Genomic DNA, 24903 nt, shown 5'->3' on the forward strand with positions numbered 1-24903 from the left:
ATGCGCTTCGGCATCATGTTCTTCGCCGCCCCCGACGGTGCGGCCGCGCCCGAAACCTACGAGACCATGCTCGCCGCCGCCCGGCTCGCCGATCAGGGCGGCCTTGTCGCCGTCTGGACGCCGGAACGGCATTTCGACCAGTTCGGCGGTGTTTTCCCCAACCCGGCACTGACCAGCGCGGCGCTCGCCGTGGCGACGAACTCGCTGCAGCTGCGGGCGGGCAGCCTGATTTCCCCGCTGCACAACACCGTCCGCATGGCCGAGGAATGGTCCGTTGTGGACAATCTCTCCGGCGGCCGGGCCGCCGTCTCGTTCGGCGCGGGCTGGAACGTCAACGATTTCGTGCTGAGCCCCGGAAACTACGACGGTCGCCGGGACGTGATGCTCGCGCAGCTGGACGACATGCGGAGGCTGTGGAGCGGCGCTGCGGTCGAACTGCCCAACGGTCTCGGGCGCGAGGTGCCGGTCAGCCTCTTCCCGAAGCCGGTCCAGCGCGAGCTGCCGGTCTGGATGACTTCGTCGGGAAACCCGCAGACCTTCGTGGACGCCGGCGCGCGCGGCACGAACATCCTCACGCACCTCATCGGCCAGGACGCGGATCAGCTCGCCGAGAAGATCAAGCTCTACCGCGAGGCACGAGCCGGAGCCGGCCTCGATCCGGACACCGGCATCGTCTCGCTGATGCTGCACACCCACGTCGCGGAGGACGAGGCCGAAGCGAAAGCCCGGACGAGGACGCCGTTCCGTGAGTACCTCCGCTCGGCTGTCTCGCTCGAGACGAAGGCCGCGAAGGGCGGCGGCACCATCAGCGGCGGCCACCAGATGCCCGCGGACGATCTCCCCGACGACGTCGTCGAAGATCTGCTCGACATGACCTACGAGCGATACCTGCGCGACGGTTCGCTGATCGGGTCCCCGGACAGCTGCCGGCAGGTCGTCGACCGCTTCTCGGGCGCCGGGGTGGACGAAGTCGCCTGTCTCGTCGACTTCGGCCTCGGCTCCGAGCAGATCCTCGCCGGGCTTCCCCCGCTGGTCGCCCTCGCCCAGCGCTTCGCCCCGGCAGCTCCCTGAACCGAGGAGGACCTGCCAGGGCGAACGCGCCGGCGTGGCCGAATGTCATGCGCCCGCCGAGAGTGATTCAGCAGGGGCGGGCGCTGACCCGCACCGTTCGGGGGTGGCGTGGTCGAAGAGTGCGGTGCGGGGAATCTTGGGCAATCCGCGCTACACCGGGCATGAGGTGTGGAACAAGCAACGCAAGCAGGAGTCGTTGATCGATGTCGAGGATGTCGCGCTGGGGCACGAGACCAAGCTGGCGCTGAAGGCACGGCTCGTAGTGAATGACGGCGGATCCGCCCGGAGCCATCGGGATGAGCCGCGAAGAGATCCGGGTATTGGTCGAAGCGCTGGGCGGCCTGTTGGCTGTTCTGCGAGACGCAGACCCTGCGGACAAGCTCGAGGTCTACCGACAACTGGGAGTGAAGTCGACCTACGACCACGAAAAACGGATGGCTACCGCTGAAACTCAGCCGCAACCACCCGTGTGCGTAGCGAACGTGTCCGAGGGGGGACTTGAACCCCCACGCCCGTTAAGGGCACTAGCACCTCAAGCTAGCGCGTCTGCCATTCCGCCACTCGGACCTGCTGGTGAAAAGAGTATACGTCCGCCTGGGGTGGACCTTCAGGGGGGTAGGAGTACGCGGCGGCGGGGCCTGATGGGGCGTGGGCGCCCTCGGTCCGGGGAGTGCCGGGCCGAGGGCGGGCCGCAGGTGGTTACACAGAGGAGTCGGTCGACGCCGGAACGCGGGCGAGTGAGTCGAGCAGGGTGGCGGCTTCCGAGAGGTGTGTCGGCCAGCGTTCGACGAGGGTGGTCCAGGCGGTGCGCAGGCCGACGTCTTGGGCGAGGACCAGGAGCGGAGGAGCGCCCCAGCGGGTGGCCAGGACGACGCCGGGCCGGTCGCGGTCGGTGGGGAGGTCCGGGAGGAAGGCGATCGTCCAGGTGAAGTCGGTGCCGGTGACGTCGTCGATCAGGCCGCGGTGCGCGGCGGTGTAACAACGCAGGCGGTGCCGCTGCGCCATCTCCAGCGGCAGGGCGGCGTCCGGGTGCGCGGAGTTGTAGGCCTCGACGGAGGCGTACAGCTGTCCGCGGGCGGTCATGCGCGGCGTCGCACGGTGATCGGTGATGTTCGGTCCTGTCGCCATCCGCGTCTCCTTAGCGTTCCCCTCCGCGCCCCCGCGGAGGGTCATGAATGGGGATGACGCTGAGCAGCGGGAGACACGGTTGTGGCGTCATGTTCACCCGAATAGTTCAACCTTCATGTAACTCGCCGTGATGAGTGTCACGAAGTGGTGCTCGGTTCGTGCAAGGGATACATCGGATGTACGGCGTTCGGGCTAGTGAGCGTGATGTGCGTTCGTGCAGGAGTATCTGCTAGAAGCTGTTGCCTTTATCGACGTTGCGCGCAACTATGAGCATCCAGACATCGGATGAGCGGTGGTGGGGCATGCGGCGACGGCGAAGTGCGCTCTGGGTGGCGTTGGCGGCTGTGGTCGGCGGCATGATCGCCGGGGCAGGGGACGCGGCAGGTGCCGAGAAGGGGCCGGAGGTCCTGCATGCCGCGCCCGCCGGGTCGGGCGCGGTGTGCTCGGCGGGGCGGCCGTGTTCGGTGGCGGGCGCGCGGCAGGTCGTGCGGGAGAGGATGGCTCATCCGCGTCGCGACATCGTGGTGGAGCTGGCCGGCGGGGACTACCGGATGGCCGCGCCGATGGAGCTGGACGCGGGTGATTCCGGCGCAGGCGGTCACTCCGTCACCTGGCGTGCCGAGCGGGGAGCGCGGCCGCGGTTCACCGGCGCAGTCCGGGTGACCGGCTGGAAGACACACCGTGCGGGCATCTGGGTGGCCGACGTGCCCGCTGGGACCCGGTCGCGCGACATGTCCGTCAACGGTGTGCGGGCCGAGCGGGTCAAGGGGCTCGGTTGTGGCAAGGACGTCTGCAGGCCGGACGCCACCGGGGTCGGTGGCGTCGATCCGCGGATCGCCTCGTTCGCGCATCCCGAGGATCTGCGGCTCGTGACGAACTCGCGGTGGCGGGACTTCCACTGCGGTATCACCTCGGCGAAGGGCGCCGAGGTGACCGTGGCGCAGCCTTGCTGGGACAACGCGAACGCGAAAACCCAGACGGGCTGGGAAAGCGCCAGTCCGTTGAAGGGCTGGCGTGGCGTCGACTGGTTCGAGAACGCGTACGAACTCCTCGGGCAGCCCGGCCAGTTCTTCCTCGACCAGCGCGAAAACAAGCTCTACTACGTCCCGCAGCCCGGTGAGAACCTGAAGACCGCCGATGTCGAGCTGGGTGTGGCCGAACAGCTGCTCGTCCTGAAAAACGTGCATGACGTCGCGTTCGAGGGGCTGACGTTCACCGGCACGACGTGGCGCAATCCGGATACCCCCGAGGGATACGCTGGGGCGCAGGCAGGTTACTACGTCAACGGCGTGCGCACCGGCACGATCGGCGGAGCGGGGGAGGACTACGCGCGCACGCCGGCGGCGGTCACGGTCACCGGCGGGCTCAGGGTCCGGTTCACCGGCGGCACGTTCACCGGGCTCGGCGGCGCGGGGCTGACGCTGGACGGCGGAACTCGGGACAGCGTCATCGAAAACAGCGTCTTCACCGACATCGACGGTGGCGGCGTGTTCGTCGGCGACACGCAGCACGCGTCTAAGGCGAAGACGGCCGACAATGTGGTGTGGGGTAACACGATCACCTACATCGGCCGCGAGTTCCGTGACGCCGTCGGCATCGTGGGGCTCTACAACGACGGGCTCACCGTCGAGCGGAACACCGTCGAGCACGTCCCCTACACCGGGATCTCGGTCGGGTGGGGCTGGAACTTCGTCGGCGACGCGCCGACGCAGCGCGACATTCTGGTGACCCACAACAGGATCGCGCACCATATGGGCAAGTTGTACGACGGTGGCGCGATCTACACACAGGCCGTGTCGCCAGGCTCGCGCGTCGAGGGCAACGACGTCGACTTCGCCGGGACCGACCACGGGAACGGCATCTACCACGACGAGAAGAGCTCCTACTACACGACGACGGCGAACGTGATTCGCAACGCGAAGAACGTGACCGCCGAGTTCAACTGGATCTCGTCCTGGGCCTCGTGGAGCACCAATCTGATCATCCGCGGCAACTGGACCGACGCGCCGCCCGCGCCGCCGCACAACCCGGGCCCCACCAAGCAGTGGGGACCGAACCAGATGGGCCTGACGAGCTTCCCCGAGGACGCCCGGCGGGTGATCGCGCAGGCGGGCGCCGACGCGCCGCCCCAGGACAGGACGGTGCGCTTCACCCAGCCGACCGGAACGGACCTCACCGGACTGACCGACATCGAGGTCACGGCGCCGTTCGACACCCGGTCGGTCCGATTCTCCTGGGATGGCACGGCTTTCGCCGAGGTGACACGGACCTATGCCGACGGCACGGGGCTCGCGCCGGTGTGGAAGACCGCGACAGACGCCGCCTGGTTCACGTCCGGCAGGCACATGCTCGTGGCCGAAGCGGTGACCGGCCAGGGCACGGTGACCGCCGCCAAGACGGTGACCACCCGGCGTCCGGCCGACGAACCAGGCGTGACGAACCTTGACGGGGATTGGAAATTCGCGCCCGCGGCGGAGTTGCCCGCGGGCGCGCTGGACGGCGATACGCCGCCGGGTGCGGCGGCCGGGTTCGGCGAGGCCGGGATGTCGCGGATCCTCGTGCCGAGCAGCTACGGCGCGGTGCGGGCCCGCTGGAACGACGACGCGGGCCAGCTCGCCTTGTACCGCAAGGAGTTCAGCGCGAAGCCGGGCAAACAGGCGAGGCTGGTCTTCGAGTCCTGCTACTTCGCCTGCTCCTTCTTCGTCAACGGCACCAAGGTCGGCAGCGCGACCGGCGGGTACCTCCCGGTCGAGCTCGACGTCACCGCCGCGCTGCGGGCCGGCCGCAACGTACTCGCCGTCGTGCTGGACAACCGGGTCTCGACGATCCGCCCGTACGGGATCAACACCGACCTCTACTGGAACTGGGGCGGCCTGACCCAGGGCGTCCGCCTCGAATACACCGACCCGGGCACCTTGACCGGGATCACCGCGCAGGCGGAGGCCGATGGGACGCTCACCCTGCGCGCGGACGCCACGAACCCGGGCACCGGCCCGAAAACGGTTCCGGCGGAGGTCATCGTGCGCGACCCCGACGGCAGGATCGCGTTACGGACGCACCAGATATTCACCGTGCCTGCCGGTGCGGACGCGGCGGAGCCGGTGATGCTGAAGGTCGACCGGCCGAGGTTGTGGTCGATGGCCGATCCCGCGCGCTACGAAGTCTCCGTCAGCCCGGCGGCAGGGCGGCACGTGACGACCCATGCCGGGTTCCGCACGATCGCCGTACGCGGTTCCGATGTCGTCCTCAATGGACAGATCGTGCGGGATCTGCGTGGCTTCAACCGGCACGCCGACTATCCGGGACTGGGCCGCACCCAGCCTGACGGCCTCGCCGTGCGGGAACTGGAAGCCATGCGTGCCAAGGGATTCACGCTCTTCCGGCCCGCGCACTACCCGACGACGCCAGCCGAGCTCGACGCCGCCGACCGGCTGGGCATCCTGGTGCTGGAGGAGATCCCGGTCACCCAGGCGAACGCCGGGCAGCTGGCGAGCGAGAAGACGCGGACGTACGCCAAGGACCGGCTGTCCCGGATGATCCGGCGCGACCGCGGCCATCCGTCGATCTTCGCCTGGTCGGTCGGGAACGAGAACGCCACGAACACCACCGAGGGCGCGTCCTATGTGGACGAGCTGATCTGCTACGGTCGCACACTGGACGCGCAGCGGCTGTTCACCCATGTCAGCGCCTGGTTCGACAAGGACAAGGCGCTCGCCTCCGACGATTTCGTCGCGCTCAACCGCTACGACGGCTGGTATTACGGCAAGGCGACCGACATCGGCAAGGACGTCGACACCCTCCAGCGGCTGTCCGGGGACAAACCCCTGGTGCTCAGCGAATACGGCGCCGAGGCGGTGAAGGACCGGCCGGGCAGCGGCAAGGGAACCGAGCGCTACCAGGCCGAGTTCGTCGACATCCACAACCGGCAGCTGGAGGATCGTCCGCACTTCCTCGGCCAGATGTACTGGACCTCCACCGAGTTCGCGCTGACCCCGGCCGGGGGTGGCGGCAACCCGATCCCGGTGCCCGGCTTCCACAACAAGGGGCTGCTCACCTACGACCGCGCGGCGAACGGTGAGAAGCTGGCATGGCGCGTGCTCACCAGCCCGGTCCGGATCGCCGCGGTGACCGCGCGCCGGGACGGCGCCGAGACCGTGCTGACCGTGCGTCTCACCAGCGTCAGCGGCCGTGCTTCCGCGGGGAACGTCCTCGTCGGGACCCTCACCGCGCCGTTCCGGGTCGCGGCGGGGCAGGAGAGTTCCGTCGAACTCCGGGTGCCCGTGACGGCGGGGGAGGTCCGGGCGGTCGTGGACGAGCACACCGAGGCACTCCCGCAGGAGTTCAGCGTGCAGTGATCCGATGTCCTGTCGCTGAATCCCGGGACAAGTCCGCAGGTATCCGCCATTGGAGGGTGTTTCATCGGATGTTTATCGGCTAACGTCGGAGCGTCTCGAGGAACCTCATCGCGGAGGGCGTCATGATCGGTCGGACCATGCGACGCGGGCTGGTGGCGGTACTGGCCGCCGCGGCCGCGCTGAGTACCCCAGTTACCGCCACGGCAGCCCCGGCGGAACAGCCGGGGCCGGGCACGAACTACGCGATCGACGACCCGTTCACCTCGCCGCGCACGCAGTGGTGGCGCGACGACCGGTTCGGGATGTTCATCCACTTCGGCGCGTACTCCCAGCTACAGGGCACCTACACCCGGCCGGACGGGACGGTCTGCCGCGACGCGGAGTGGATCAAGCGGCAGTGCGGCATCCCGATGGACCAGTACGAGACGATCGCGTCGCAGTTCAACCCCAAGGACTTCGACGCCGCCAAGATCGTCGCCGCGGCCAAGTCCGCCGGGCAGAAGTACATCGTGCAGACCGCGAAACACCATGAGGGTTACGCGATGTGGCCCACCAAGGTCAACACCTGGAATCTGCGCGACCATTCGTCGTTCGACCGCAAGCGCGACATCCTCGCCGAGATGAAGACCGCGGCCGACAAGGCGGGCATCGCCTACGGCCTCTACTACTCCATCTGGGACTGGCACGACCCGGACTTCGCGAACCCGGCGACGTTCCCGAAGTACAAGGCGCGGATGTACGCCCAGCTCAAGGAACTCGTCGACAACTACCACCCGAAGATCCTGTGGTTCGACGGCGAATGGAACACCGACAACCCGGTCAACACCTGGTCCGCCCGCGACGGCGAGGAACTCCAGGCCTACGTGCGCAGCCTCGATCCGGCCATCGTGATCAACAACCGGGTCGGCAAGCGGCGGGTGACCGACGGCGACACCGGCACGCCCGAGCAGGAGATCCCCGGCGCGCCGGTCGACGGCCAGCTGTGGGAATCCTGCATGACCCTCAACGATCACTGGGGCTTCGCCGAGTACGACCACAACTGGAAGTCGCCCGCCGACCTGACGCGGAAACTGCTGTCCATCGCCAGCCGCAGCGGCAACTATCTGCTCAACATCGGCCCGGACCGCTACGGCGCGGTGCCCGCCGAGTCGATCGACCGGCTCAAGGCGATCGGCGACTGGCAGCGCACCGCCGGACAGGGCAAGGCGATCGCGGGTGCGAGCAGCCCCGGCGTGGTGGCCGAACCGTCGTGGGGTGTGGTCAGCCGCAAGGGCGACAAGCTGTACGCGTCGGTGTTCCAATGGCCCGGCGCGGGCAAGCCGCTCACACTCGACGCGCTGGCGCCGTTCGACGTCACCGGCGCCCGCGTGCTGGGCAGCGCCCAGCAGGTGACCGCGGTGCGGGACCGGAACAAGGTCGTGATCACGCCGTCGGGCAGTGCCACCAACCCGACCGCCACCGAGATCGAACTGACCATCCGGACGCCGCGTCCCGCCGCCGTCGCCGGGACCGGGCTGACCGCCCAGTTCTGGCCGAACGCGACGTTCTCCGGCCAGCCCGTGGTGTCCAGGGTGGACCCGGCGGTCAACTACAGCTGGAAGTACAGCGGCTCGCCGGCGCCGTCGGTGCCGAGCGGGACGTTCTCCTCACGGTGGACCGGCGCGATCACCCCGGACTTCTCCGAGGACTACACCATCACCGCGATCTCCGACGACACGGTGAAGGTGTGGATCGACGGCAAGCTGGTGATCGACAACTCCACGCCGCACGACGCCACGATCGACAAGGCGAGTGTCCGCCTGCTCGCCGGGCAGTGGTACTCGATCAAGGTCGAACAAACCCAGCAGGGCGGGGAATCCACGATGAAGCTGTTGTGGTCCAGCCCGGACACCCCGCAGCGGATCATCCCCGCCGCCAACCTCTACCCGGCGTCCTGAGGAGATCGTCGATGCCTCGTTTCCGCCGCCTGCTGACCGGAGCCGTCGCGCTCGCCGCCGTGCTCCCGCTGGTGCCCGGTGCACCGGCGGGAGCCGCCCCGGCCCCGAATTCCCGGTGCGGCCAGCAGATCACGCCGTCGTCGATCATCCCCGTGCTGCCGTGCGACGATTTCGCCCGGATTCTCGCGAAGGCCGCCAACACCGTGCCGGATGAGGGGCAGCTCGCCTGGCAGCAGCGTCCGGTCACCGCCTTCACCCACTACGGGATGAACACCTTCACCAACCGCGAATGGGGTTCGGGTGCGGAAAAGGAGGCGACGTTCGCACCGTCCACCGTGGACACCGATCAGTGGATGCGCTCGCTGAAGACCGCGGGCGTCTCCCAGGTGATGCTCACGGTCAAGCACCACGACGGGTTCGTGCTCTACCCCAGCCGCTACACCAACCACTCGGTCGTCGCGAGCCCGTGGTGGCTGTCTGCAAAGGACTGCGCGACGCTGCCGGAGGTCCAGGCGGCGCGGGACAAGGCCCAGCGCGAACGCGCGAGCAACCCGTCGGCGTACTGGCAGGTCCGTGACGCGGGATGCGCCAACGCGCGCGGCGACATCCTGGCCGACTATGTGGCCTCAGCGCGCAAGGCCGGGTTGAAGATCGGCGTCTACCTGTCGCCCGCGGACGGCTCGGAGCTGACGTCGTCCTTCTTCGCGGAGGAGGTCAAAGCGGTCGAGGCGAAGGTGGCTGCGGGCCAGCCGCTCTCGATCGAAGAGCGCGCGGTGTACGAGGATCGGGCGAACAAGCCTGCGGGACAGGGCCGCTACGGTTCCGGCAGCGCGGTCACCCGGCGGACCATCCCGACCCTCGTACCGGGCGACGACCGCGCGACGGCGCTGGCCGCCGGGAAGCTCCCGAAGTTCTCGGTCGACGAAGACGACTACAACGCCTACTACCTCAACCAGCTCTACGAACTGTTCACCCAGTACGGCCCGATCGACGAGATGTGGCTCGACGGCGCCAACCCGTGGCGCGGCTCCGGCGTCACCGAGAACTACGACTTCACGACGTGGTTCAAGCTGATCCACCAGCTCTCCCCGAACACGGTCACGTTCGCCGGGCCCGCCGGCGTCCGGTGGGTCGGCAACGAGAACGGCCGCGCCCGCACCACCGAATGGAGCCCGCTGCCGACGACCGGCGATCCGCGGACCGCGCACAACGAGGAACTGTTCCTCGGCGGTGCGGAGGCCGCCGACCTGGGTTCCCGTGCGGTGCTGGCCGATCCGTCGGTCCGGTACCTGCAGTGGGCGCCCGCCGAGGCGGACGTCTCCATCCGGCCGGGCTGGTTCTGGCATCCCGCGGAACAGCCCAAGACACCGCGACAACTCGTGGATCTCTACCGGGAATCCGTGGGCCGCAACGCCTCCCTGCTGCTCAACGTCCCGCCCGGCACCGACGGTTCGATCGCTCCGGCGGATTCGGCCGCGCTGGCCGCCTTCGGCACCGCGATCCGCCGGACCGAGTCGGTCAACCTCGCCGCACCGTCGCCGGGGCAGCCGGCCTCGCCCGCGGTACGGGCGGTGACCGACGACGCGCTCGCCACGTCGTGGTCGCCCGAACGGGGTGCGCTCGAAGGAACGCTGGAGATTCCGCTGTCCGGGGCGAGGACGTTCGACCAGCTCCGGCTCGGCGAGGACATCCGCCACGGCCAGCACGTGGAGGGCGCCGTCGTGCAGGCTCTGAAGAACGGCCAGTGGACGACGGTCGCGACGGTGACGACGATCGGCTATTCGCGGATCGTGACGCTGTCTTCCCCGGTCACGACCGACCGGGTCCGGGTGCAGATCACGCAGTCGAGGGCCCGGCCGTATCTGAGCACGTTCGCCCTGTACCGCACGGCAGGAGCATGAGGGGTGCGGGTCAGCGGCGGCGGAGCCGGGCGTAGAGGCGGCGGGGGACGGCGGCCCAGCGCCAGGTCTTCGTGGCCGTGATGGCGTCGAGCCGGGTCCGGAGGTCGTCCCGTTCGGCGGTCACCCGGGCCAGCTCCGCGCGGAGGGGAGCGGTGGCCGCGGCCAGGTCGTGTTCGAGTTCGCCGAACAGCGAGTCGCGGTAGCGGGCGCGGCTCACCGGGACGTGGAAATCCTTGTCCCGCTGGTCGAACGAGACGGCGATGAGCCCGTCCCCGCTGACGGATTCCCCGACGCTGTGCTCGGCGACGACGTGCGCGCCCGCGTCGGTCAGCATCCGCAGGACGCGCTGGTGCGTGAGCGGATCGCCGGAGATCGAATGGTGGTGGGTCGAGACGATCAGGAACCGCACACGGCCCGCGCGGAGGTCGTGGGCGGCCCGTTCGATCAGGAGGGTTTCGGCGCCCTGGACGTCCGCGAGGACGAGGTCGGCGTGGCCGAGACCGGTGGCCTCCATCAGGGAGGCGAGGTCGTGCTGGACGACGTCGTAGGTCTGGCCGTCGCTTTCAGCGGGGAAGGGGAGGACGTCGCCGGGACGGTCGCCGATCGCCGCGTGGACGAAGGTGACGCGGTCGGTATAGCCGTTGAGCGCGGCGTTGCGGCGGCCGACCTCGAGGTAGGCCGGGTCGGGCTCCATCGCGACGGCGCGGGCGCCGGGGAGCGCATGGCAGAACCACAGGCCGTAGTAGGTCCAGAAGCTGCCGAACTCGATCATCGCCGGGGTGCCGCCGTCCGCGGCGAGCCGCTGGACGAGGTGGTGGAAGACCCGCTCTTCCTGCGGTTCGTGGTGACCGCGCAGCGCGCGGATGATCTCGGCCATCCACGCGCCGTAATAGCCGCCTTCCTCGACGAGCAGGCCGTTGTGCATCACCTGGACCCGGCCGCCGTCGTGGTCACGGCACTCCCCGGCCTGGCCGACCTTCGGGATGGCGTCCGCGTCCCCGCAGGAGACGGTCATGGCCATCCGGCGCGCCAGCTCCGGGTCGAATCCGTCCAGACGCGGAGCGAGACGCGACATGTATCCCTACCTTTCAGCGGCACTCAGGGCGGTGAGGAACGCGGCCCAGGCGTGGTGGCTGAGGGTGAGGTTACCGGTGGGGGCCTTGGAGTCGCGGACGGCGGTGAACTGGGGCGTGAGGGCGACCTCGACGCATTCGCTGGTGGACTCGCTGCCGCTGTGGCTGCTTTTGGACCAGGTCAGCTTACGGGCCACCATCGCGTTACTCCTTCATACGCTCGTACTCATCCGCCAGCCGGATGAGCCAGTCTCGCGATTGTCCCTCATCCAGGGCAGACTGTTCCAGCTGTGTAACTAGGGCGTAGTAGGTCTCGACGGCGGGTCGGTCTTCGATAAAGAGGTTCGCGGTGTCGATTTCGGCGTAGGCCATCGCAGGTCGCGGTTCGGGGAACTCCATGATCCGGAACGGAAAGCGGCGAGCCCGGCCTGCGGGACTCGCTTCGGGTACCACTCGGATGGAGCAGTGCGGCAGGCTGGCGGAGAGCAACAAGTATTGGAGCTGGTCGTACGTGGTCTGCGGGTGTCCTACGACCTTCCGCAGCGCGTCTTCATGGATGAAGAACACGCAATGCGGCGGCTTCGGCCGCTGCAACAGCTTCTGCCGGTCGAGGCGAGCGTTGACCAGGAAGTTGACCTCTTCGGGAGAGTGGTGCGGCTGGTATCCGAAAACGATTCGCGCATAGTCTTCAGTCTGATGCAGACCGGGAATGTAATCGGGGTTGTAGCAGATCATCGTTTTCGCGAGATTTTCCTGGATGATCACGGATTTGACCGGATCCTCCAGCCTGTCGAAGTAGGGGCGGACCCAGTACAGGTCGCTGGGGGGTTGGACCAGGCTGATGATGCGCAGGGCCTCGCGCATCGGGGTCACGCAGGCGCCGAGGTAGAGCGCGGCCTCCCAGGTGTCCATGGTGCGCAAACCCCGCTCCCACATGGAAAGCATGCCCGGGTTGTAATCGATCCTGTACGCGACTTCCCGCAGGGTCAGGCCCTGCTCCTCGCGTCGCGCCTTGAGTTCGGCACCGGCTTCCACACGCCGCATCGCGGCGACTCTTGTCCTCATGCCCGCGAACGGTACGGAGTCCGCGGCCCATCGTCATGACAGGCACGCGCGGATTCACCGAAAGGGAGGTGGTGTTACGCCGGTGATACACCGTCAGGTCCTATGGATGGTGTTGCGTCGTGGTGTGCGGGTGGCGTCGAGCCAGGCGGGCGGCACGAACTCGGGTAGTCCGTCGCTGGCGATGCGGACTTCCCATTCAGAGTGGTGGATTACGTTGTGGTGGACGGAACATAAGAGCACGAGATTGTCCACTTTGGTCTCACCATGGTGTGCCCAAAATACGACATGGTGCGCCGTACAACGGTACGCAGGCGCATCGCACCCCGGGAACGCGCAACCACCGTCGCGGCGGATCAACGCGCGGCGGATGGCCGGGGTGGCGAGGCGTTGTGCCCGGCCGACGTCGAGGGGTTCGCTGTGTGAGCCCAGCACCATGGGAATGATCTTGGCGTCGCAGGCGAGTCGTCGTGCCTCGGCGGCGGTGATCTCCCCGAGCAGATCGAGGGTGGCCTGTCCGATCCCGGACCGCAGCTCTTCCAAGCTGACGGTCACGACGATGTGGGTGGCTTCCCCGGCTTGCGTGGGCAGGTCGGGATGTTCGGCCCACATGCGCACCAGTTCCGAGAACGCGCAACCACGTCGCTCCCACTGAGTACGGGTGTCGCGCTCCTCCTCCACCTCCTCGGTCGCCGGGCGAGGCTTGGCGAGCGGATCCAGCATCGCTTGCAAGCGTGCCGAGGTTTCGTCGTCGACGCGGGCCTTGATCTGATGCCCGCCATCCCGGTGCGGAGCGATCGAGAACTCGGGCTGGAAGGGTTTCGGTTCCCGGGTTTTGGGCTCTTTCCCGTCGGGGTCGAGCTGGGAGTGCAGGCGTCGTCCGGCGGCGCGGATTTCTCGGGGTCCGGCGGCGCGGGCCAGTTCGGCGAGGATTTTCTCCGCCTGCTCCCGATCCTGCATCGACAGGGTCTTGGGAAGCTTGTCCAGCACCCGCAGGATCTCATCGATCTGCGCGGCCCCGACCGCACCCTCGCTCGCGGCCTGCGCGGTCGCGGGCGCAGTAGGTGGTTGTTCGCCGGTGGTGAGGTCGCGGGTGCCGTTCAACGCCAACGCTCGCGCCGCGCGTGCCTTCGCTTCGGCGTACGGGATGTTCAACGTCTCCTGTAACAACCGCACGAGACTTCCGTAGCCGGTGGTGTCGCGTATCCCGCGCCGTTCCAGCTCGGCCATGACCTCGCCCTGGACAGCAGCCTCACGACGCTGCACACACTCGGACTCCAGAAGCCTGTCCAGCAGGCAGCCCACATCCTCGCGCCACCACTCGGTGCGCGATGCCTGGGTGCTGCTGTCGACTGACATACCTCCACGATACGCCGCCCGATCGAACATGTGTGCTATCGATCGGGTGAACCTGAAGAATGCATTTTTCCTTGCTGTATAAGGGAGTTCGACAAACCGGGTGGCGCATGGTCGTAAGATCGCGCGCCGCTGGGATAAGGTGGCGGGAGTGAGTTCCGAACTGCTGCGCCGCGCCATGACCGATCCTGGTGACCTTGCGCTGCGCCCGTTGCCGTCGCGCGCCGTGCTTCTGCTCGAGGGACTGCAGGCTCCGCCTCGGCTGGCCGCGCACCTGCGCGTGTTCACGACGTTGCCTGCCAGCTGACGAACTGGCTTCAGCAGCGCTATCCCGACGTGCGATTCGATCGGGAAGTAGTGGAGTTCGGCGCGGCCATTCACGACATCGGGAAGGTCGAGCACCCCGGCGAGTTGTCCGGGCCTGGTTCGGCTCATGAACACGCCGGCTATCGGCTGTTGCGCAGCTATGGGGTCGAGGAGAAGCTAGCGCGTTTCGCTCGCACGCACGCGTCATGGACGGCAGCCGAGACGGGTGTGGAGGACCTCCTGGTCAGCCTCGCCGACAAGGTGTGGAAGGGCAAACGTGTGCCGGACTTGGAGCACCTGATAACAGGGCACCTCGCAGCGGCGAGCGGTCAGCAGCCGTGGGAGGCGTTCATGGCGCTGGACGACGTGCTCGAGCAGATCGCGGCTGACGCGGACGCCAGACTGGCCTTTCAGGCGAGCTGCCCGGTCGCGGCGTGATCCAGGGCTGACAGGGGAATGGCGGCCGAGGTTAGTCCGCGGCCGTCATGGCACGGACTCGTGTCTGAACCGCGTGGGCCTGTTCGAGGTGGGCTGCGGCTTCATCGGCCAGGCCCAGGGCATCGGCGAGATCGGCAAGATACTGGGCGACAGGGCCGAGGGTGACGAGACCGCTGCCAGCTCCGGCGAGTTCCTCGGCGGCGGGCAGGAGGTCGTCGTAAGTATTGCGCGCCAAGGCTTTGTCGCCGACGCCGAGCGCGGCGACGGCCGCGAGGCAGAGCCTGGCCTCGTACAGCAGGTCGCGGGGCGAGTCGGGGAGGTCACGCACGGCGGCGGCTGCTTCGTCGCGACGGTCGGACGCGAGCAGGAGTACCGGGCGGGCCCACGGCTCGTACGGGCCGTAGTCCCGAGTGTCCACAACGGACTGTCCGTCTTGGACGCGAAGGCACAACAGGGCCAGTGCGAGGAGACCGTCCTCCACGCCGCGCATTCCGGTGCTGGGCAGCTGGACCGCCGCCGTGCGATACGCCGCTTCCGCCTCGGCCGAATGGCCCGCTGCCGCCAGCTTCAGTGCGGCATACCAGTCGGTGAAGACGCTGACGAGCGGGAGTTCGTGGCGTTCGCCGAGCGCGTCCGCCGCCTGCGCGTGGCGGTCCGCGGCGGCGAAATCCGCGAGTGCAGCCGAAGATTGCAGCAGGATCAGATGTCCGAGCACCTCGAAGGGCACCAATTCATGCCGTGCGGCGAGCTCGACCAGTTCCCGGCCGATCTCCGCGCGTGCCGGGGCGAGCCCGGCGTCGGTGAAGGACTGCATGAAACGGGCGTTCAGCGCGTACGCGAGGAGGCCGGGATCGCCGAGCCGCCGGGCCAGCGTTTCGGCTTCGGCTGCCGCGCTCGGCCCGCGGTCGTCCGGCATGCCCCGGAGTTCGAGCGCGATGGTGCTGAGCAGACGGCAGCGTTGTTCGGTTTCTTCCGGTGGGAGAGCGGAAAGGGTGCGTTCGGCGGCGTCGACGACCTGCCGGGAGAGGTCCGGGTCGTCGTTGCGGGTCCAGATCGCCGGGACGTCGAAAGCGGTGATCACGCGGGCGGTGAGCGCGGGATCGCCGAGTCGTTCCGCGGCGGTGATCGCCGCCGCGCGGTGTGTCCGCGCGGACTCCAGCCTGCCGGTGACCGCCAGCGCCCGCACCATGCCCATGACGGCGTCCAGGCGAACCCGCGGGTCGTCGGCGCCGGAACGATCGTGGGCTTCGACGGCGTCGCGCCAGAGCCGCGCCGCTTCGTGAGGCGCGAAACGCCGCTCGGCCTGTTCGGCGGCGGCGCGGGCGTAGCGGGCCGCGCGGGCGGCGGCGGACCGGCCTTCGGCGCGGAGGAAATGCCGGGCGAGCGCGTCGAAGTCGGTGGGGCGCAAGCGTTCGAGCGTCTCCGCGACGGCGGCGTGCCAGCGCGCGCGGCGCGGCCGGGAGATGTCCTCGTACAGCGTGTCCCGGACCAGGGCGTGGGAGAACCGGACGCCGTCGTCGTCGAAGAGGAACCCGGCCAGCAGCGCCGATTCGACGTCGTCGAGCACGTCGTCTTCCTTGCCCGACAACGGGATCAGCAGATCGAGGTCGAGTTCGAGACCGATGACGGCGGCTTGACGCAACGTCGTGAGCGCTGATTCCGGCAACGTGCCGAGCCGATGCCGGACGACGTCTCGTACGCCGGCCGGCACCGAAGTCAGCGCCTCGGGTCCTTCGGCGTCGAGCAGCCGGGCGAGTTCGGTGACGAAGAACGGGTTGCCCCCGGTGCGATGGCGGACCGTCCGGGCGAGGTCCGGGCCGACGTCGTGGTGAGCGGTCGAACTCAGCAGCTCCGCGACGTCGGCTTCGGACAGTCCGCCGAGGTGGATCCGGACAGGTCCGGCGCGGGCGACGCGGCCGAGCGCGGCGGTCAGCTCGGCGGAGATCTCGGTGGTGCGATAGGTCCCGACGAGCAGGATCGGCCCCGGCACGGGAGCGGCGGCCAGCGCGGTGAGCGTCGCCAGCGTTTCCTCGTCCGCCCAATGCAGATCGTCGAGCACGAGCAGCAGCGGCGACTTCGCGGCGGCGGTGCTCAACGCGGCGCCGATGGCCTGGCGTCTGCGGAACGCGGGGGAGCCGTCGGGCGCTTCGGCGGCCGGTACCGCGAGCGCGGTGAGCAGCTCGGTCCACGGCCACGCGGCGGGCGCGCCGGCGTGTTCGGGATTGCGGCCCCACGCCGTGGTCCAGCCTTCCGCCGCGAGCCGTTCGCTGAACGTCTCGGCGAGCGTGGTCTTGCCGGACCCTGCCTCGCCGGACACCAGCGCCAGGCTCAGCTTTCCGTGTGCCCTGGCCGTCGCGGCGGCGGCCCGCAGGTCGGCGATTTCGGTGTCACGTCCGACGAAAGACCGTTCATCGGTGCTAGGAGGGACGACCACCACGTCAGTGGCTTGTCGCGGCATGAGGTGCGGAGCGTGGGCGAGGACGTCGGCTTCGAGCTGCCGCAGTTCCGGCCCGGGATCGACGCCCAGTTCGGCGGCAAGGATCTTCTTCGCCCGGCGGAGCGCGTCGAGGGCGTCACCCTGGCGTCCCGCGCGGTAGAGCGCCAGGACCAGCAGGCGCCAGGCGGCCTCCCGCCAGGGTCGCTCGGCGAGGTGGGCCTCCAGATCGGGCACGACCGCGTCAGCCCGGCCCAGCGCGAGTGCCGCCTCGGCCCGCCGTTCGACGGCCAGCAGCCGCAGCTCGTCGAGACGGTCGATTTCGGCCCGTGCCCAAGGCTCGTCGGCGAACTCGGCGTAGGCGGGGCCACGCCACAACGCCAGCGCATCGTCCAAACCGGACAGTGTGACGTCCCGGGCGGTGACCGCGGCCTCGAACCGCCAGGCGTCCACCGATCCGGGCTCGGCGCGCAGCGCGTACCCGGGCGCGGAGGTGATCAGCAGCCGGGCGGGCGACCGGGGCGGCCGGTCGGGTTCGAGCGCGCGGCGCAGCGCGAAGACGAACGTCCGGATCGTGCCGACGGCGTTCTCCGGCGGTTCCTCCCACAGGTCGTCGATCAGCCGCGGCAGCGGGACGACGCGGCCCTTGGCGAGCACCAGCCGCGCCACCACCGCGCGCTGCCGGGGCCCGCCGAGGTCTATCGCGGCCCCGTCGCGCGTGGCGACCAGCGGGCCGAGCACGCCGAATTCCACCGTCACGGGAACCACCCTAATCCGGCACTGATCCGGTGCTGATCTCCGCCGCGCAAGGTGGTGACCAGGCGCCGGACCGGCGCCGGGAACGAGAGGAAACACCGTGAAGACGAAGATCGCCGGATTCGGCTACCACGAGGTCACCACCCCGGACGGTGTGCGGCTCAACGTGGCCGTCGGCGGCTCGGGGAGTCCCGTGGTGCTGCTGCACGGCTTCCCGCAGACCCACCTGATGTGGCGGCACGTGGCCGCCGATCTGGCCGCGGACCACACCGTGATCTGCCCCGACCTGCGTGGCTACGGCGACAGCGGCAAGCCGGCGGACACCGACGGCGAGACGTACTCCAAGCGCACCATGGCCGCCGACGCCGTCGCGGTGGCGCGGGAGTTCGGCTTCGACCGTTTCGCGCTGGCCGGGCACGACCGGGGTGCGCTGGTGGCGTTCCGCGCGGGCCTCGACCACCCGGGCGCGATCAGCCACCTCGCCATGCTCGATGTGCTGCCCATACTGGACACGTGGGCGGCGATGAAGGGCAGGGAGGCCGCGGTCGGGTTCCACCTCTACCTGATGGCCCAGCGGCCCGGACTGGCCGAACAGCTGATCGCCGGCGCCCCGGACGCGTTCTTCGGCTACTTCCTCGACCTCTGGGGCCGGGACCCCGAGGCGATCCCGGCCGAGGTCCGTGCGGAATACCTCGCCGCGTCACGGGGCGCCATCGACTCGATCGTGGCCGACTACCGGGCCTCAGCGAACATCGACGTCGAGCACGACCTCGCCGATCGCGAGGCCGGACGGCGGCTGGAGATGCCGGTGACCGTGCTCCAGGAGGACTGGGGCGCGGCGATGGGCTTCGACGGCGCCGCGCTCTGGCGTGCGTGGGCACCCGATCTCGAGCACGTCATGATGTCCTCGGGGCATTTCATGGCCGAGGAAGCGCCCACGCAGGTCGTCAAGGCGCTGCGCGCGTTGCTCGCCAGGTAGTCCGAGGGTTACGGCACGAGGAGGCTCTTCCCGACGAAGCGGCGTGCTTCGATGTCGGCGTGGGCCTCGGCGGCGTCGGCGAGCGGGTAGGTGCGACCGACCACCGGTTGCAGCCTGCCCGCTGCGGCCTCGGCGAGGACGTGCTTGACCCGGCGCGGGGTTTCCGGCCAGAACTCCGGGAGCTGGGCCATGTCCACCACGGTCAGGCGCTGCCGGTCCGCGTCGCCGATGGTGGTCTCGGCGCCGCTCGCCATGCCGTAGCCGGAGAAACGGCCGCCGTCGGCGAGCAGCGCGACCGCTGCCGCGCCGACGTCGCCGCCGAGGCCGTCGAACACGACGTCGACCCCGTGGTTTCCGGTGAGGTCGTGCACCTGTGTGCCCCAGTCCGGCGCGGAGTAGTCGACCGCGTCGGCGCCCAGATCCTGGGCTATCGCGAGCTTTTCCGGGCCACGGACCGCGGCGATGACCTGGGCGCCCTCGGCGCGGGCGAGCTGGACCAGCAGATTGCCGAGGCCCCCGACGCCGGGCGCCACCAGGACGCGTTCCCCGGCACGCACCGGCGTCTTCTCCAGCAGCGCCACCGCGGTGCTGCCGTCGTCGAGCAACGCCAGCGCGCTGTGCAGGCCGAGCCCGTCCGGGACCGGGAAGAGGTTGTCCGTGGCCGCGATCGCGGTGTCGGCGTAGCCACCGCCGTACCCCGAACCGGCCTGGGCGAGCACGCGGGTACCCAGCCAGTGATCGTCGACCCCGGCGCCGACCGCGTCGACGGTCCCGGCCACCGCGCCGCCGGGGATGTACGGCGGCTTCACCGCGAAGACGTCGGGGCCGTCGCCGGAGCGGATCCGCGCGTCGAGCCATCCCATTCCGGCTGCGGCCACGGCGATCCGGACCTCGCCGGGGCCGGGGTCGGGGGTGGGCAGTTCGACAAGGTCCAGGACGTCGGGGGCGCCGAATCGGGTCGCCATGATCGCTCGCATGCCCCGAGTCTGGAACCTCCACCCAACTGGAGGTCAAGCCCTGCCGTGAAGGCCCCCTTGCCGGTGCTCAGGTCCGTGAAGGACTCCTTACCGGCGCTGAACGCTGTGAAGGAGTCCTTCACGGACCGGCAGCGAGCCTCAGCCGGGCAGGAGGGCGGGGGCGTCGAGCCGGGAGGCGTTGGCGGCGACGTCGTCGGGCTGGTCCTGTGCGGACAGTTCGGCCTTCACCCGCGCGAGGTAGTTGTCCACCTCGCGCTGCTGCCGCGCGGCGTCCCACCCGAGCAGCGGCGCGATGAGCGCGGCCACCTCGGGCGCGGCGGTGACCCCGCGGTCGGTGACCTCGATGGAGATCCGGGTCCGGCGGGTGAGGACGTCTTCGAGGTGCAGCGCGCCCTCGTGCGACGCCGCGTACACGGCTTCGGCCTTGAGGTACTCCTCGGCGCCCGGAATCGGTTCGCCGAGTTCGGGCCGCTTGTCGATCATCGCGAGGAGGTCGGTGATCCTGGTCCCGTACCGCCCGAGGAGGTGCTCGGCGCGCTCCATCGGCAGCCCGAGCGTCGCCCGGTTCCGCCACAACTCGTGGTAGCCCTCGGCGCCGGCGATCGGCAGCCGGTCGGTCCACGACGGCGGGGCGGGCTTGGCGACGTCCTCCATCGCGACGTCCACCGCGTCCGCGGCCATCACCCGGTACGTCGTGTACTTCCCGCCCGCGATGATCACCAGGCCCGGCACCGGATGCGCGACCGCGTGCTCACGCGACAGCTTCGTCGTGGCAGCGGCTTTCGCAGCCAGCAGCGGGCGAAGCCCGGCGTACACGCCTTCGATGTCGTCGTGCGTGATCGGCTTGCGCAGCACGGCGTTGAGGTGATCGAGCACGTAGTCGACGTCGGCGCGGCTGGCCGCCGGGTGATCGCGGTCCAGCTCCCATTCGGTGTCGGTGGTGCCGACGATCCAGTGCCTGCCCCACGGGATCACGAACAGGACGCTCTTCTCGGTACGCAGGATCAGCCCGGTGTCGAGGTCGATCTTCTCGCGCGGCACCACGAGGTGGACGCCCTTCGACGCGCGCACGGTGAACGGCGCGGGAATGCCCGCGGCCTTCGACATGTCGTCGCTCCACACGCCGGTGGCGGCGATGACCGTCTTCGCCCGCACCTCGATCTCGGCGCCGCTCTCCAGGTCGACCACCTTCGCGCCGACGACCCGGTCGCCCTCGCGCAGCAGCTCGGTCATCCGCGTGCGGGTGAGCACCGAAGCGCCCTGCTCGGCCGCGGTCCGCGCGATCATCATGGTGTGCCGTGCGTCGTCGACCTGCGCGTCGTAGTACTGGATGGCGCCGATCAGCGCGTCGTCGGCCAGTCCGGGCGCGACCTCGAACGCGCGACGCCGCGAAAGGTGCCGGTGGCGGGGGAGTGCCCGCGCTCCGCCGAGCGTGTCGTAGAGCGTCACCCCGGCGCCGATGTACCCGCGTTCCCAGACGCGGTGCTGCAGCGGCACCAGGAACTTGACCGGGCGGACCAGGTGCGGGGCCAGCTTCTGGAGCAGCAGCCCGCGTTCCTTGAGCGCCTCGCGTACCAGCTTGAAGTCGAGCTGTTCGAGATAGCGCAGCCCGCCGTGGATCAGCTTGCTGGACCGGCTGGACGTTCCGGCCGCGAAGTCGCGGGCCTCGACGAGCGCGACCGAAAGCCCGCGCGACGCGGCGTCGAGCGCGATGCCCGCACCGGTCACCCCACCGCCGACGACCAGCACGTCCAGCTCGTGCTTGCCGATCTTCCGCAGGGATTCCGCGCGGTACAACGGGGACAGGGGAAGTGATGACACGGTGGTTCTCCTCGGATCGTGGTTCATTGGACGTCGACCCAGTCGAGCGTGCGGCCGACCGCCTTCTGCCAGCCGGCGTAGCCCTGGGAACGCTGCTCGGCCGTCCACGACGGCTGCCAGCGCTTGTCCTCGTTCCAGTTCTGTTCGAGCTCGTCGGTCGACCGCCAGAACCCGACGGCCAGCCCGGCCGCGTAGGCGGCGCCGAGCGCGGTGGTCTCGGCGACGACCGGCTTCGAGACCGGCACGCCGAGGATGTCGGCCTGCAGCTGCATGCACAGCTCGTTCGCGGTGACGCCACCGTCCACACGCAACACGTCGAGCTTGACGCCGGAGTCGTTCTCCATCGCCTCGACGACGTCGCGGCTCTGGTAGCAAATGGACTCGAGCGTCGCGCGCGCCAGATGCGCGTTGGTGGTCGCGCGGGTCAGCCCGACGATCGCGCCGCGCGCGTCGGAACGCCAGTACGGCGCGAAAAGCCCGGAAAACGCCGGGACGAAGTAGATCCCGCCGTTGTCGGCGACCTCGCGAGCCAGCGCCTCGCTCTGCGAAGCGCCGCTGATGATACCGAGCTGGTCGCGCAGCCACTGCACAGCCGACCCGGTGACCGCGATCGACCCCTCCAGCGCGTAGACCGGCTTGTCGTTGCCGAACTGGTAGCACAACGTCGTGAGCAGGCCGTGCTTCGAGCGGACCAGCTCGTGTCCGGTGTTGAGCAGCAGGAAGTTGCCGGTGCCGTAGGTGTTCTTGGCCTCGCCGGGCCGGAAGCAGACCTGGCCGACGGTGGCGGCCTGCTGGTCGCCGAGGTCGCCGGCGATCGGGACCTCACCGCCGAGCGGGCCGTCGGCCCTGGTGGTGCCGAAGAAGCCGGGATTCGACGACGGCTTGATCTCCGGCAGCATCCGGCGCGGAATGTCGAAAAAGGACAGCAGCTCGTCGTCCCAGTCCAGCGTTTCCAGGTCCATCAGCATGGTGCGGCTGGCGTTGGTCGGATCGGTGACGTGCGCGCCGCCGTCGGTCCCGCCGGTGAGGTTCCACAGCAGCCAGCTGTCGGTGGTGCCGAACAACGCGTCGCCCCGCTCGGCGTCCGCGCGCACGCCCTCGACGTTCTCCAGGATCCACTGGAGCTTGCCGCCGGAGAAGTACGTCGCCGGGGGCAGCCCGGCCTTGCGGCGGATGACGTCGCCCTTGCCCTCGCGCTCCAGAGCGGACGCGATCCGGTCGGTGCGGGTGTCCTGCCAGACGATCGCGTTGCAGTACGGACGGCCGGTCCGGCGGTTCCACACCACGGTCGTCTCGCGCTGGTTGGTGATGCCGAGCGCGGCGAGGTCGCTCGCGGCGAGGTTCGCCTTCGTCAGCGCGGAGGCGATGACCGCGCGGGTGCGCTCCCAGATCTCGGTCGGGTTGTGCTCGACCCAGCCCGGCCGGGGCAGGATCTGCTCGTGTTCGAGCTGGTGGCGGGCGATTTCGTTGCCGCCGTGGTCGAAGATCATGAAGCGCGTGCTCGTGGTGCCCTGGTCCACGGCTCCGACGAAATCAGGCATGGGTGAACTCCTCTGTGGACTCAGGCGACCGGTTCGGCGTCTTGGGTGGGCGAGGGCACGGTCTCCAGCTCGTCGCCGGGCAGGAAGCGCTCGACGACGTACTTGTAGATCGCGGCGCCGATCAGCGCGCCGATGATCGGCGCCACGATCGGGATCCACCAGTAGGGATAGCCGTACTGGTCGGTGAACGCGGTGTCGTAGCCGGTGAGCCAGGACGCGAGCCGCGGGCCGAAGTCGCGGGCCGGGTTGATCGCGTAGCCGGCGTTGGTGCCCCAGGCCATCCCGATCCCGACGACCGCGAAGCCGACGATCAGCGGCGCCATGTTCGCGGCGGGCGCGGTGTTGCGCAGATCGGTGATGGCGAAGATGAGCAGCGCCAGGATCGCGGTGCCGATGATCTGGTCGCGGAAGGCGCCCCAGTCACTCACCGGGAGCGTGCCGTTACCCGGCAGCGTCGAGAAAACACCCTGGGTCTTGATCGTCAGCCCCGGGTCCTTCGCGTTCAGGACCTCGGTGTAGTTCCAGCGCACGAGCAGCGCGGCGACGAACGCGCCCGCCGTCTGCGCCAGCGCGTAGGGCGCGACCTTGCGCCAGGAGAATCCCTTGAACACCGCGAGCGCGATCGTCACGGCGGGATTGAGGTGGGCGCCGCTGATCCGCGACGCGACATACACGCCCAGCGTCACGCCGAGTCCCCACGCCCAGGCGATGCTGTCGTGATCTCCGATACCCCCGGCGGCGACCTGCGCCACCACCCCGCAGCCGAACAGGATGAGGATCATCGTCCCGACGAACTCCGCGGCGAGTTCGCCGGTCAGCCCCCGGGCCTTGAGGTTTCGCACCATTGCTTCCTCCACTTAGGACACCGGCTCCCTTGCCGGTGCCGCGACGTTAAATTCGCGAAAACACGGGGTCAACGAGGTCGGGTCGGCATTGTCGAACGACCCGCGCGGGGGTTCGACATTGTCGAATCGGCACTGGTCGGGTTAGGGTCGCGCCGTGCCAGGTCCCATCCAGTCCATCGAGCGCGCGGCCGCCATCCTCCGGTTGCTGGCGCGCGGTTCCGGCCGCCTCGGCGTCGGCGAGATCGCCGATTCGCTGGAGCTGGCCAAGGGAACCGCGCACGGCATCCTGCGCACGCTGCAGGGCGTCGGCTTCGTCGAACAGGACCGCGACAGCGGCAAGTACCAGCTCGGTGCCGCGCTGCTGCACCTGGGCACGAGCTACCTCGACGTCAACGAACTGCGCTCGCGAGCCATCAACTGGGCGGACGCGCTCGCCGCGCGCAGCGGGGAAACCGTGCGCATCGGCGCGCCGCTGGAGGGCAAGGTTTTGGTGGTACACCATGTCTTCCGGCCGGACGACTCGTTGCAGAGCCTCGACGTCGGGACGTTGCTACCGCTGCACGCGACCGCGCTCGGCAAGGTCCTGCTGGCCTACGACGTGACTCTCGTGGCATCGTTGCGCGGCGGCGAGCAGGAGGCCTACACCCGGCGGACGCTGACCTCGCCGACCGCGATCAAGCGCGCGTGCGCGAAGGTCCGTGAAGCGGGCTGGGCGAGCGAGCGCGGCGAGCTGGCGCCCGACGAGGCGGGGATCGCCGCGCCGATCCGCGGGCACGGCGGCATAGTGGTCGGCGCGATCGGGGTTTCCGGCGCGGTGGAGCGGATCTGCGAGCCCGACGGCAGCCCGAACGCGCGGTTGCTCGGATACGTGCGCGACGCCGCGCGCGCCGTGTCCCGTGATCTCGAAAACACGCGGCACTGAC

General features: G+C 69.4%; 19 protein-coding genes and 1 tRNA gene. 9 read left to right on the plus strand and 11 right to left on the minus strand.

Annotated features, from left to right (window positions below; all coding sequences use genetic code 11):
• The gene (locus tag ACFWX1_RS00120) at window positions 1-1071 is read left to right on the plus strand and encodes a MupA/Atu3671 family FMN-dependent luciferase-like monooxygenase (protein WP_378382580.1); all 1071 of its coding nucleotides are present in this window, start codon (window positions 1-3) and stop codon (window positions 1069-1071) included.
• A gap of 124 nt (window positions 1072-1195) precedes the next feature.
• The gene (locus tag ACFWX1_RS00125; RefSeq protein WP_378382740.1) at window positions 1196-1519 is read left to right on the plus strand and encodes a hypothetical protein; all 324 of its coding nucleotides are present in this window, start codon (window positions 1196-1198) and stop codon (window positions 1517-1519) included.
• 35 nt (window positions 1520-1554) lie between these two features.
• On the opposite strand, the gene ACFWX1_RS00130 is transcribed toward ACFWX1_RS00125, so the two are convergent.
• Window positions 1555-1638: transfer RNA gene (locus ACFWX1_RS00130), tRNA-Leu, on the minus strand.
• A gap of 132 nt (window positions 1639-1770) precedes the next feature.
• Window positions 1771-2199, minus strand: a complete 429-nt coding sequence (locus tag ACFWX1_RS00135; protein WP_378382581.1) for a hypothetical protein — start codon at window positions 2197-2199, stop codon at window positions 1771-1773.
• Between the two features lie 302 nt (window positions 2200-2501).
• Between ACFWX1_RS00135 and ACFWX1_RS00140 the strand changes: the two genes are divergently transcribed.
• The 3 genes from ACFWX1_RS00140 to ACFWX1_RS00150 all read left to right on the plus strand — a co-directional run bounded on the left by ACFWX1_RS00140 (window position 2502) and on the right by ACFWX1_RS00150 (window position 10392).
• The gene (locus tag ACFWX1_RS00140) at window positions 2502-6554 is read left to right on the plus strand and encodes a glycoside hydrolase family 2 TIM barrel-domain containing protein (protein ID WP_378382582.1); all 4053 of its coding nucleotides are present in this window, start codon (window positions 2502-2504) and stop codon (window positions 6552-6554) included.
• Between the two features lie 122 nt (window positions 6555-6676).
• Window positions 6677-8491 carry an alpha-L-fucosidase gene (locus tag ACFWX1_RS00145; RefSeq protein ID WP_378382583.1) on the plus strand — a complete coding sequence of 605 codons (1815 nt, stop codon included), beginning with the start codon at window positions 6677-6679 and terminating at the stop codon, window positions 8489-8491.
• An 11-nt stretch (window positions 8492-8502) separates the two neighbouring features.
• Window positions 8503-10392: an alpha-L-fucosidase gene (locus tag ACFWX1_RS00150; RefSeq protein ID WP_378382584.1), complete on the plus strand. Its 1890-nt coding sequence runs from the start codon at window positions 8503-8505 to the stop codon at window positions 10390-10392.
• Between the two features lie 10 nt (window positions 10393-10402).
• On the opposite strand, the gene ACFWX1_RS00155 is transcribed toward ACFWX1_RS00150, so the two are convergent.
• From ACFWX1_RS00155 to ACFWX1_RS00170, 4 genes are all read right to left on the minus strand, one after another.
• Window positions 10403-11467 carry an FkbM family methyltransferase gene (locus tag ACFWX1_RS00155; RefSeq protein ID WP_378382585.1) on the minus strand — a complete coding sequence of 355 codons (1065 nt, stop codon included), beginning with the start codon at window positions 11465-11467 and terminating at the stop codon, window positions 10403-10405.
• 6 nt (window positions 11468-11473) lie between these two features.
• A complete protein-coding gene (locus tag ACFWX1_RS00160; RefSeq protein ID WP_378382586.1) occupies window positions 11474-11665 on the minus strand; it encodes a DUF397 domain-containing protein in 192 nt (63 codons plus the stop codon).
• A gap of 4 nt (window positions 11666-11669) precedes the next feature.
• Window positions 11670-12530, minus strand: a complete 861-nt coding sequence (locus tag ACFWX1_RS00165) for a helix-turn-helix transcriptional regulator (protein WP_378382587.1) — start codon at window positions 12528-12530, stop codon at window positions 11670-11672.
• Between the two features lie 93 nt (window positions 12531-12623).
• Window positions 12624-13886 (minus strand): DUF222 domain-containing protein, encoded by a 1263-nt coding sequence (locus ACFWX1_RS00170; protein WP_378382588.1) that lies wholly within the window; start codon window positions 13884-13886, stop codon window positions 12624-12626.
• Window positions 13887-14034: 148 nt separating this feature from the next.
• Between ACFWX1_RS00170 and ACFWX1_RS00175 the strand changes: the two genes are divergently transcribed.
• Together ACFWX1_RS00175 and ACFWX1_RS00180 are read left to right on the plus strand one after the other, a co-directional pair.
• Window positions 14035-14190: a hypothetical protein gene (locus ACFWX1_RS00175; protein ID WP_378382589.1), complete on the plus strand. Its 156-nt coding sequence runs from the start codon at window positions 14035-14037 to the stop codon at window positions 14188-14190.
• Between the two features lie 29 nt (window positions 14191-14219).
• On the plus strand, window positions 14220-14627 hold the full coding sequence (locus ACFWX1_RS00180; RefSeq protein ID WP_378382590.1) for an HD domain-containing protein: 408 nt from the start codon (window positions 14220-14222) through the stop codon (window positions 14625-14627).
• 31 nt (window positions 14628-14658) lie between these two features.
• Here the strand turns inward: ACFWX1_RS00180 and ACFWX1_RS00185 are convergent, their stop codons facing one another.
• Complete coding sequence (locus tag ACFWX1_RS00185; protein ID WP_378382591.1) at window positions 14659-17820, minus strand: BTAD domain-containing putative transcriptional regulator; 3162 nt, start codon at window positions 17818-17820, stop codon at window positions 14659-14661.
• Window positions 17821-17917: 97 nt separating this feature from the next.
• Between ACFWX1_RS00185 and ACFWX1_RS00190 the strand changes: the two genes are divergently transcribed.
• Window positions 17918-18796: an alpha/beta fold hydrolase gene (locus ACFWX1_RS00190; protein ID WP_378382592.1), complete on the plus strand. Its 879-nt coding sequence runs from the start codon at window positions 17918-17920 to the stop codon at window positions 18794-18796.
• Window positions 18797-18804: 8 nt separating this feature from the next.
• On the opposite strand, the gene ACFWX1_RS00195 is transcribed toward ACFWX1_RS00190, so the two are convergent.
• From ACFWX1_RS00195 to ACFWX1_RS00210, 4 genes are all read right to left on the minus strand, one after another.
• A complete protein-coding gene (locus ACFWX1_RS00195; RefSeq protein WP_378382593.1) occupies window positions 18805-19773 on the minus strand; it encodes a zinc-binding dehydrogenase in 969 nt (322 codons plus the stop codon).
• A gap of 138 nt (window positions 19774-19911) precedes the next feature.
• Complete coding sequence (gene glpD, locus ACFWX1_RS00200) at window positions 19912-21621, minus strand: glycerol-3-phosphate dehydrogenase (protein WP_378382594.1); 1710 nt, start codon at window positions 21619-21621, stop codon at window positions 19912-19914.
• Window positions 21618-23135: a glycerol kinase GlpK gene (gene glpK / locus ACFWX1_RS00205; protein ID WP_378382595.1), complete on the minus strand. Its 1518-nt coding sequence runs from the start codon at window positions 23133-23135 to the stop codon at window positions 21618-21620. The genes glpD and glpK overlap by 4 nt, the downstream gene beginning before the upstream one ends.
• A 20-nt stretch (window positions 23136-23155) precedes the next feature.
• Window positions 23156-23980, minus strand: a complete 825-nt coding sequence (locus ACFWX1_RS00210; protein ID WP_378382596.1) for an MIP/aquaporin family protein — start codon at window positions 23978-23980, stop codon at window positions 23156-23158.
• Between the two features lie 154 nt (window positions 23981-24134).
• Here ACFWX1_RS00210 and ACFWX1_RS00215 point away from each other — a divergent pair, with 154 nt between their 5' ends.
• Complete coding sequence (locus ACFWX1_RS00215) at window positions 24135-24902, plus strand: IclR family transcriptional regulator (protein ID WP_378382597.1); 768 nt, start codon at window positions 24135-24137, stop codon at window positions 24900-24902.
• Window position 24903: the final 1 nt, after the last annotated feature.

The organism is Amycolatopsis sp. NPDC059021 (genome assembly GCF_042739895.1).
GTDB lineage: Bacteria > Actinomycetota > Actinomycetes > Mycobacteriales > Pseudonocardiaceae > Amycolatopsis.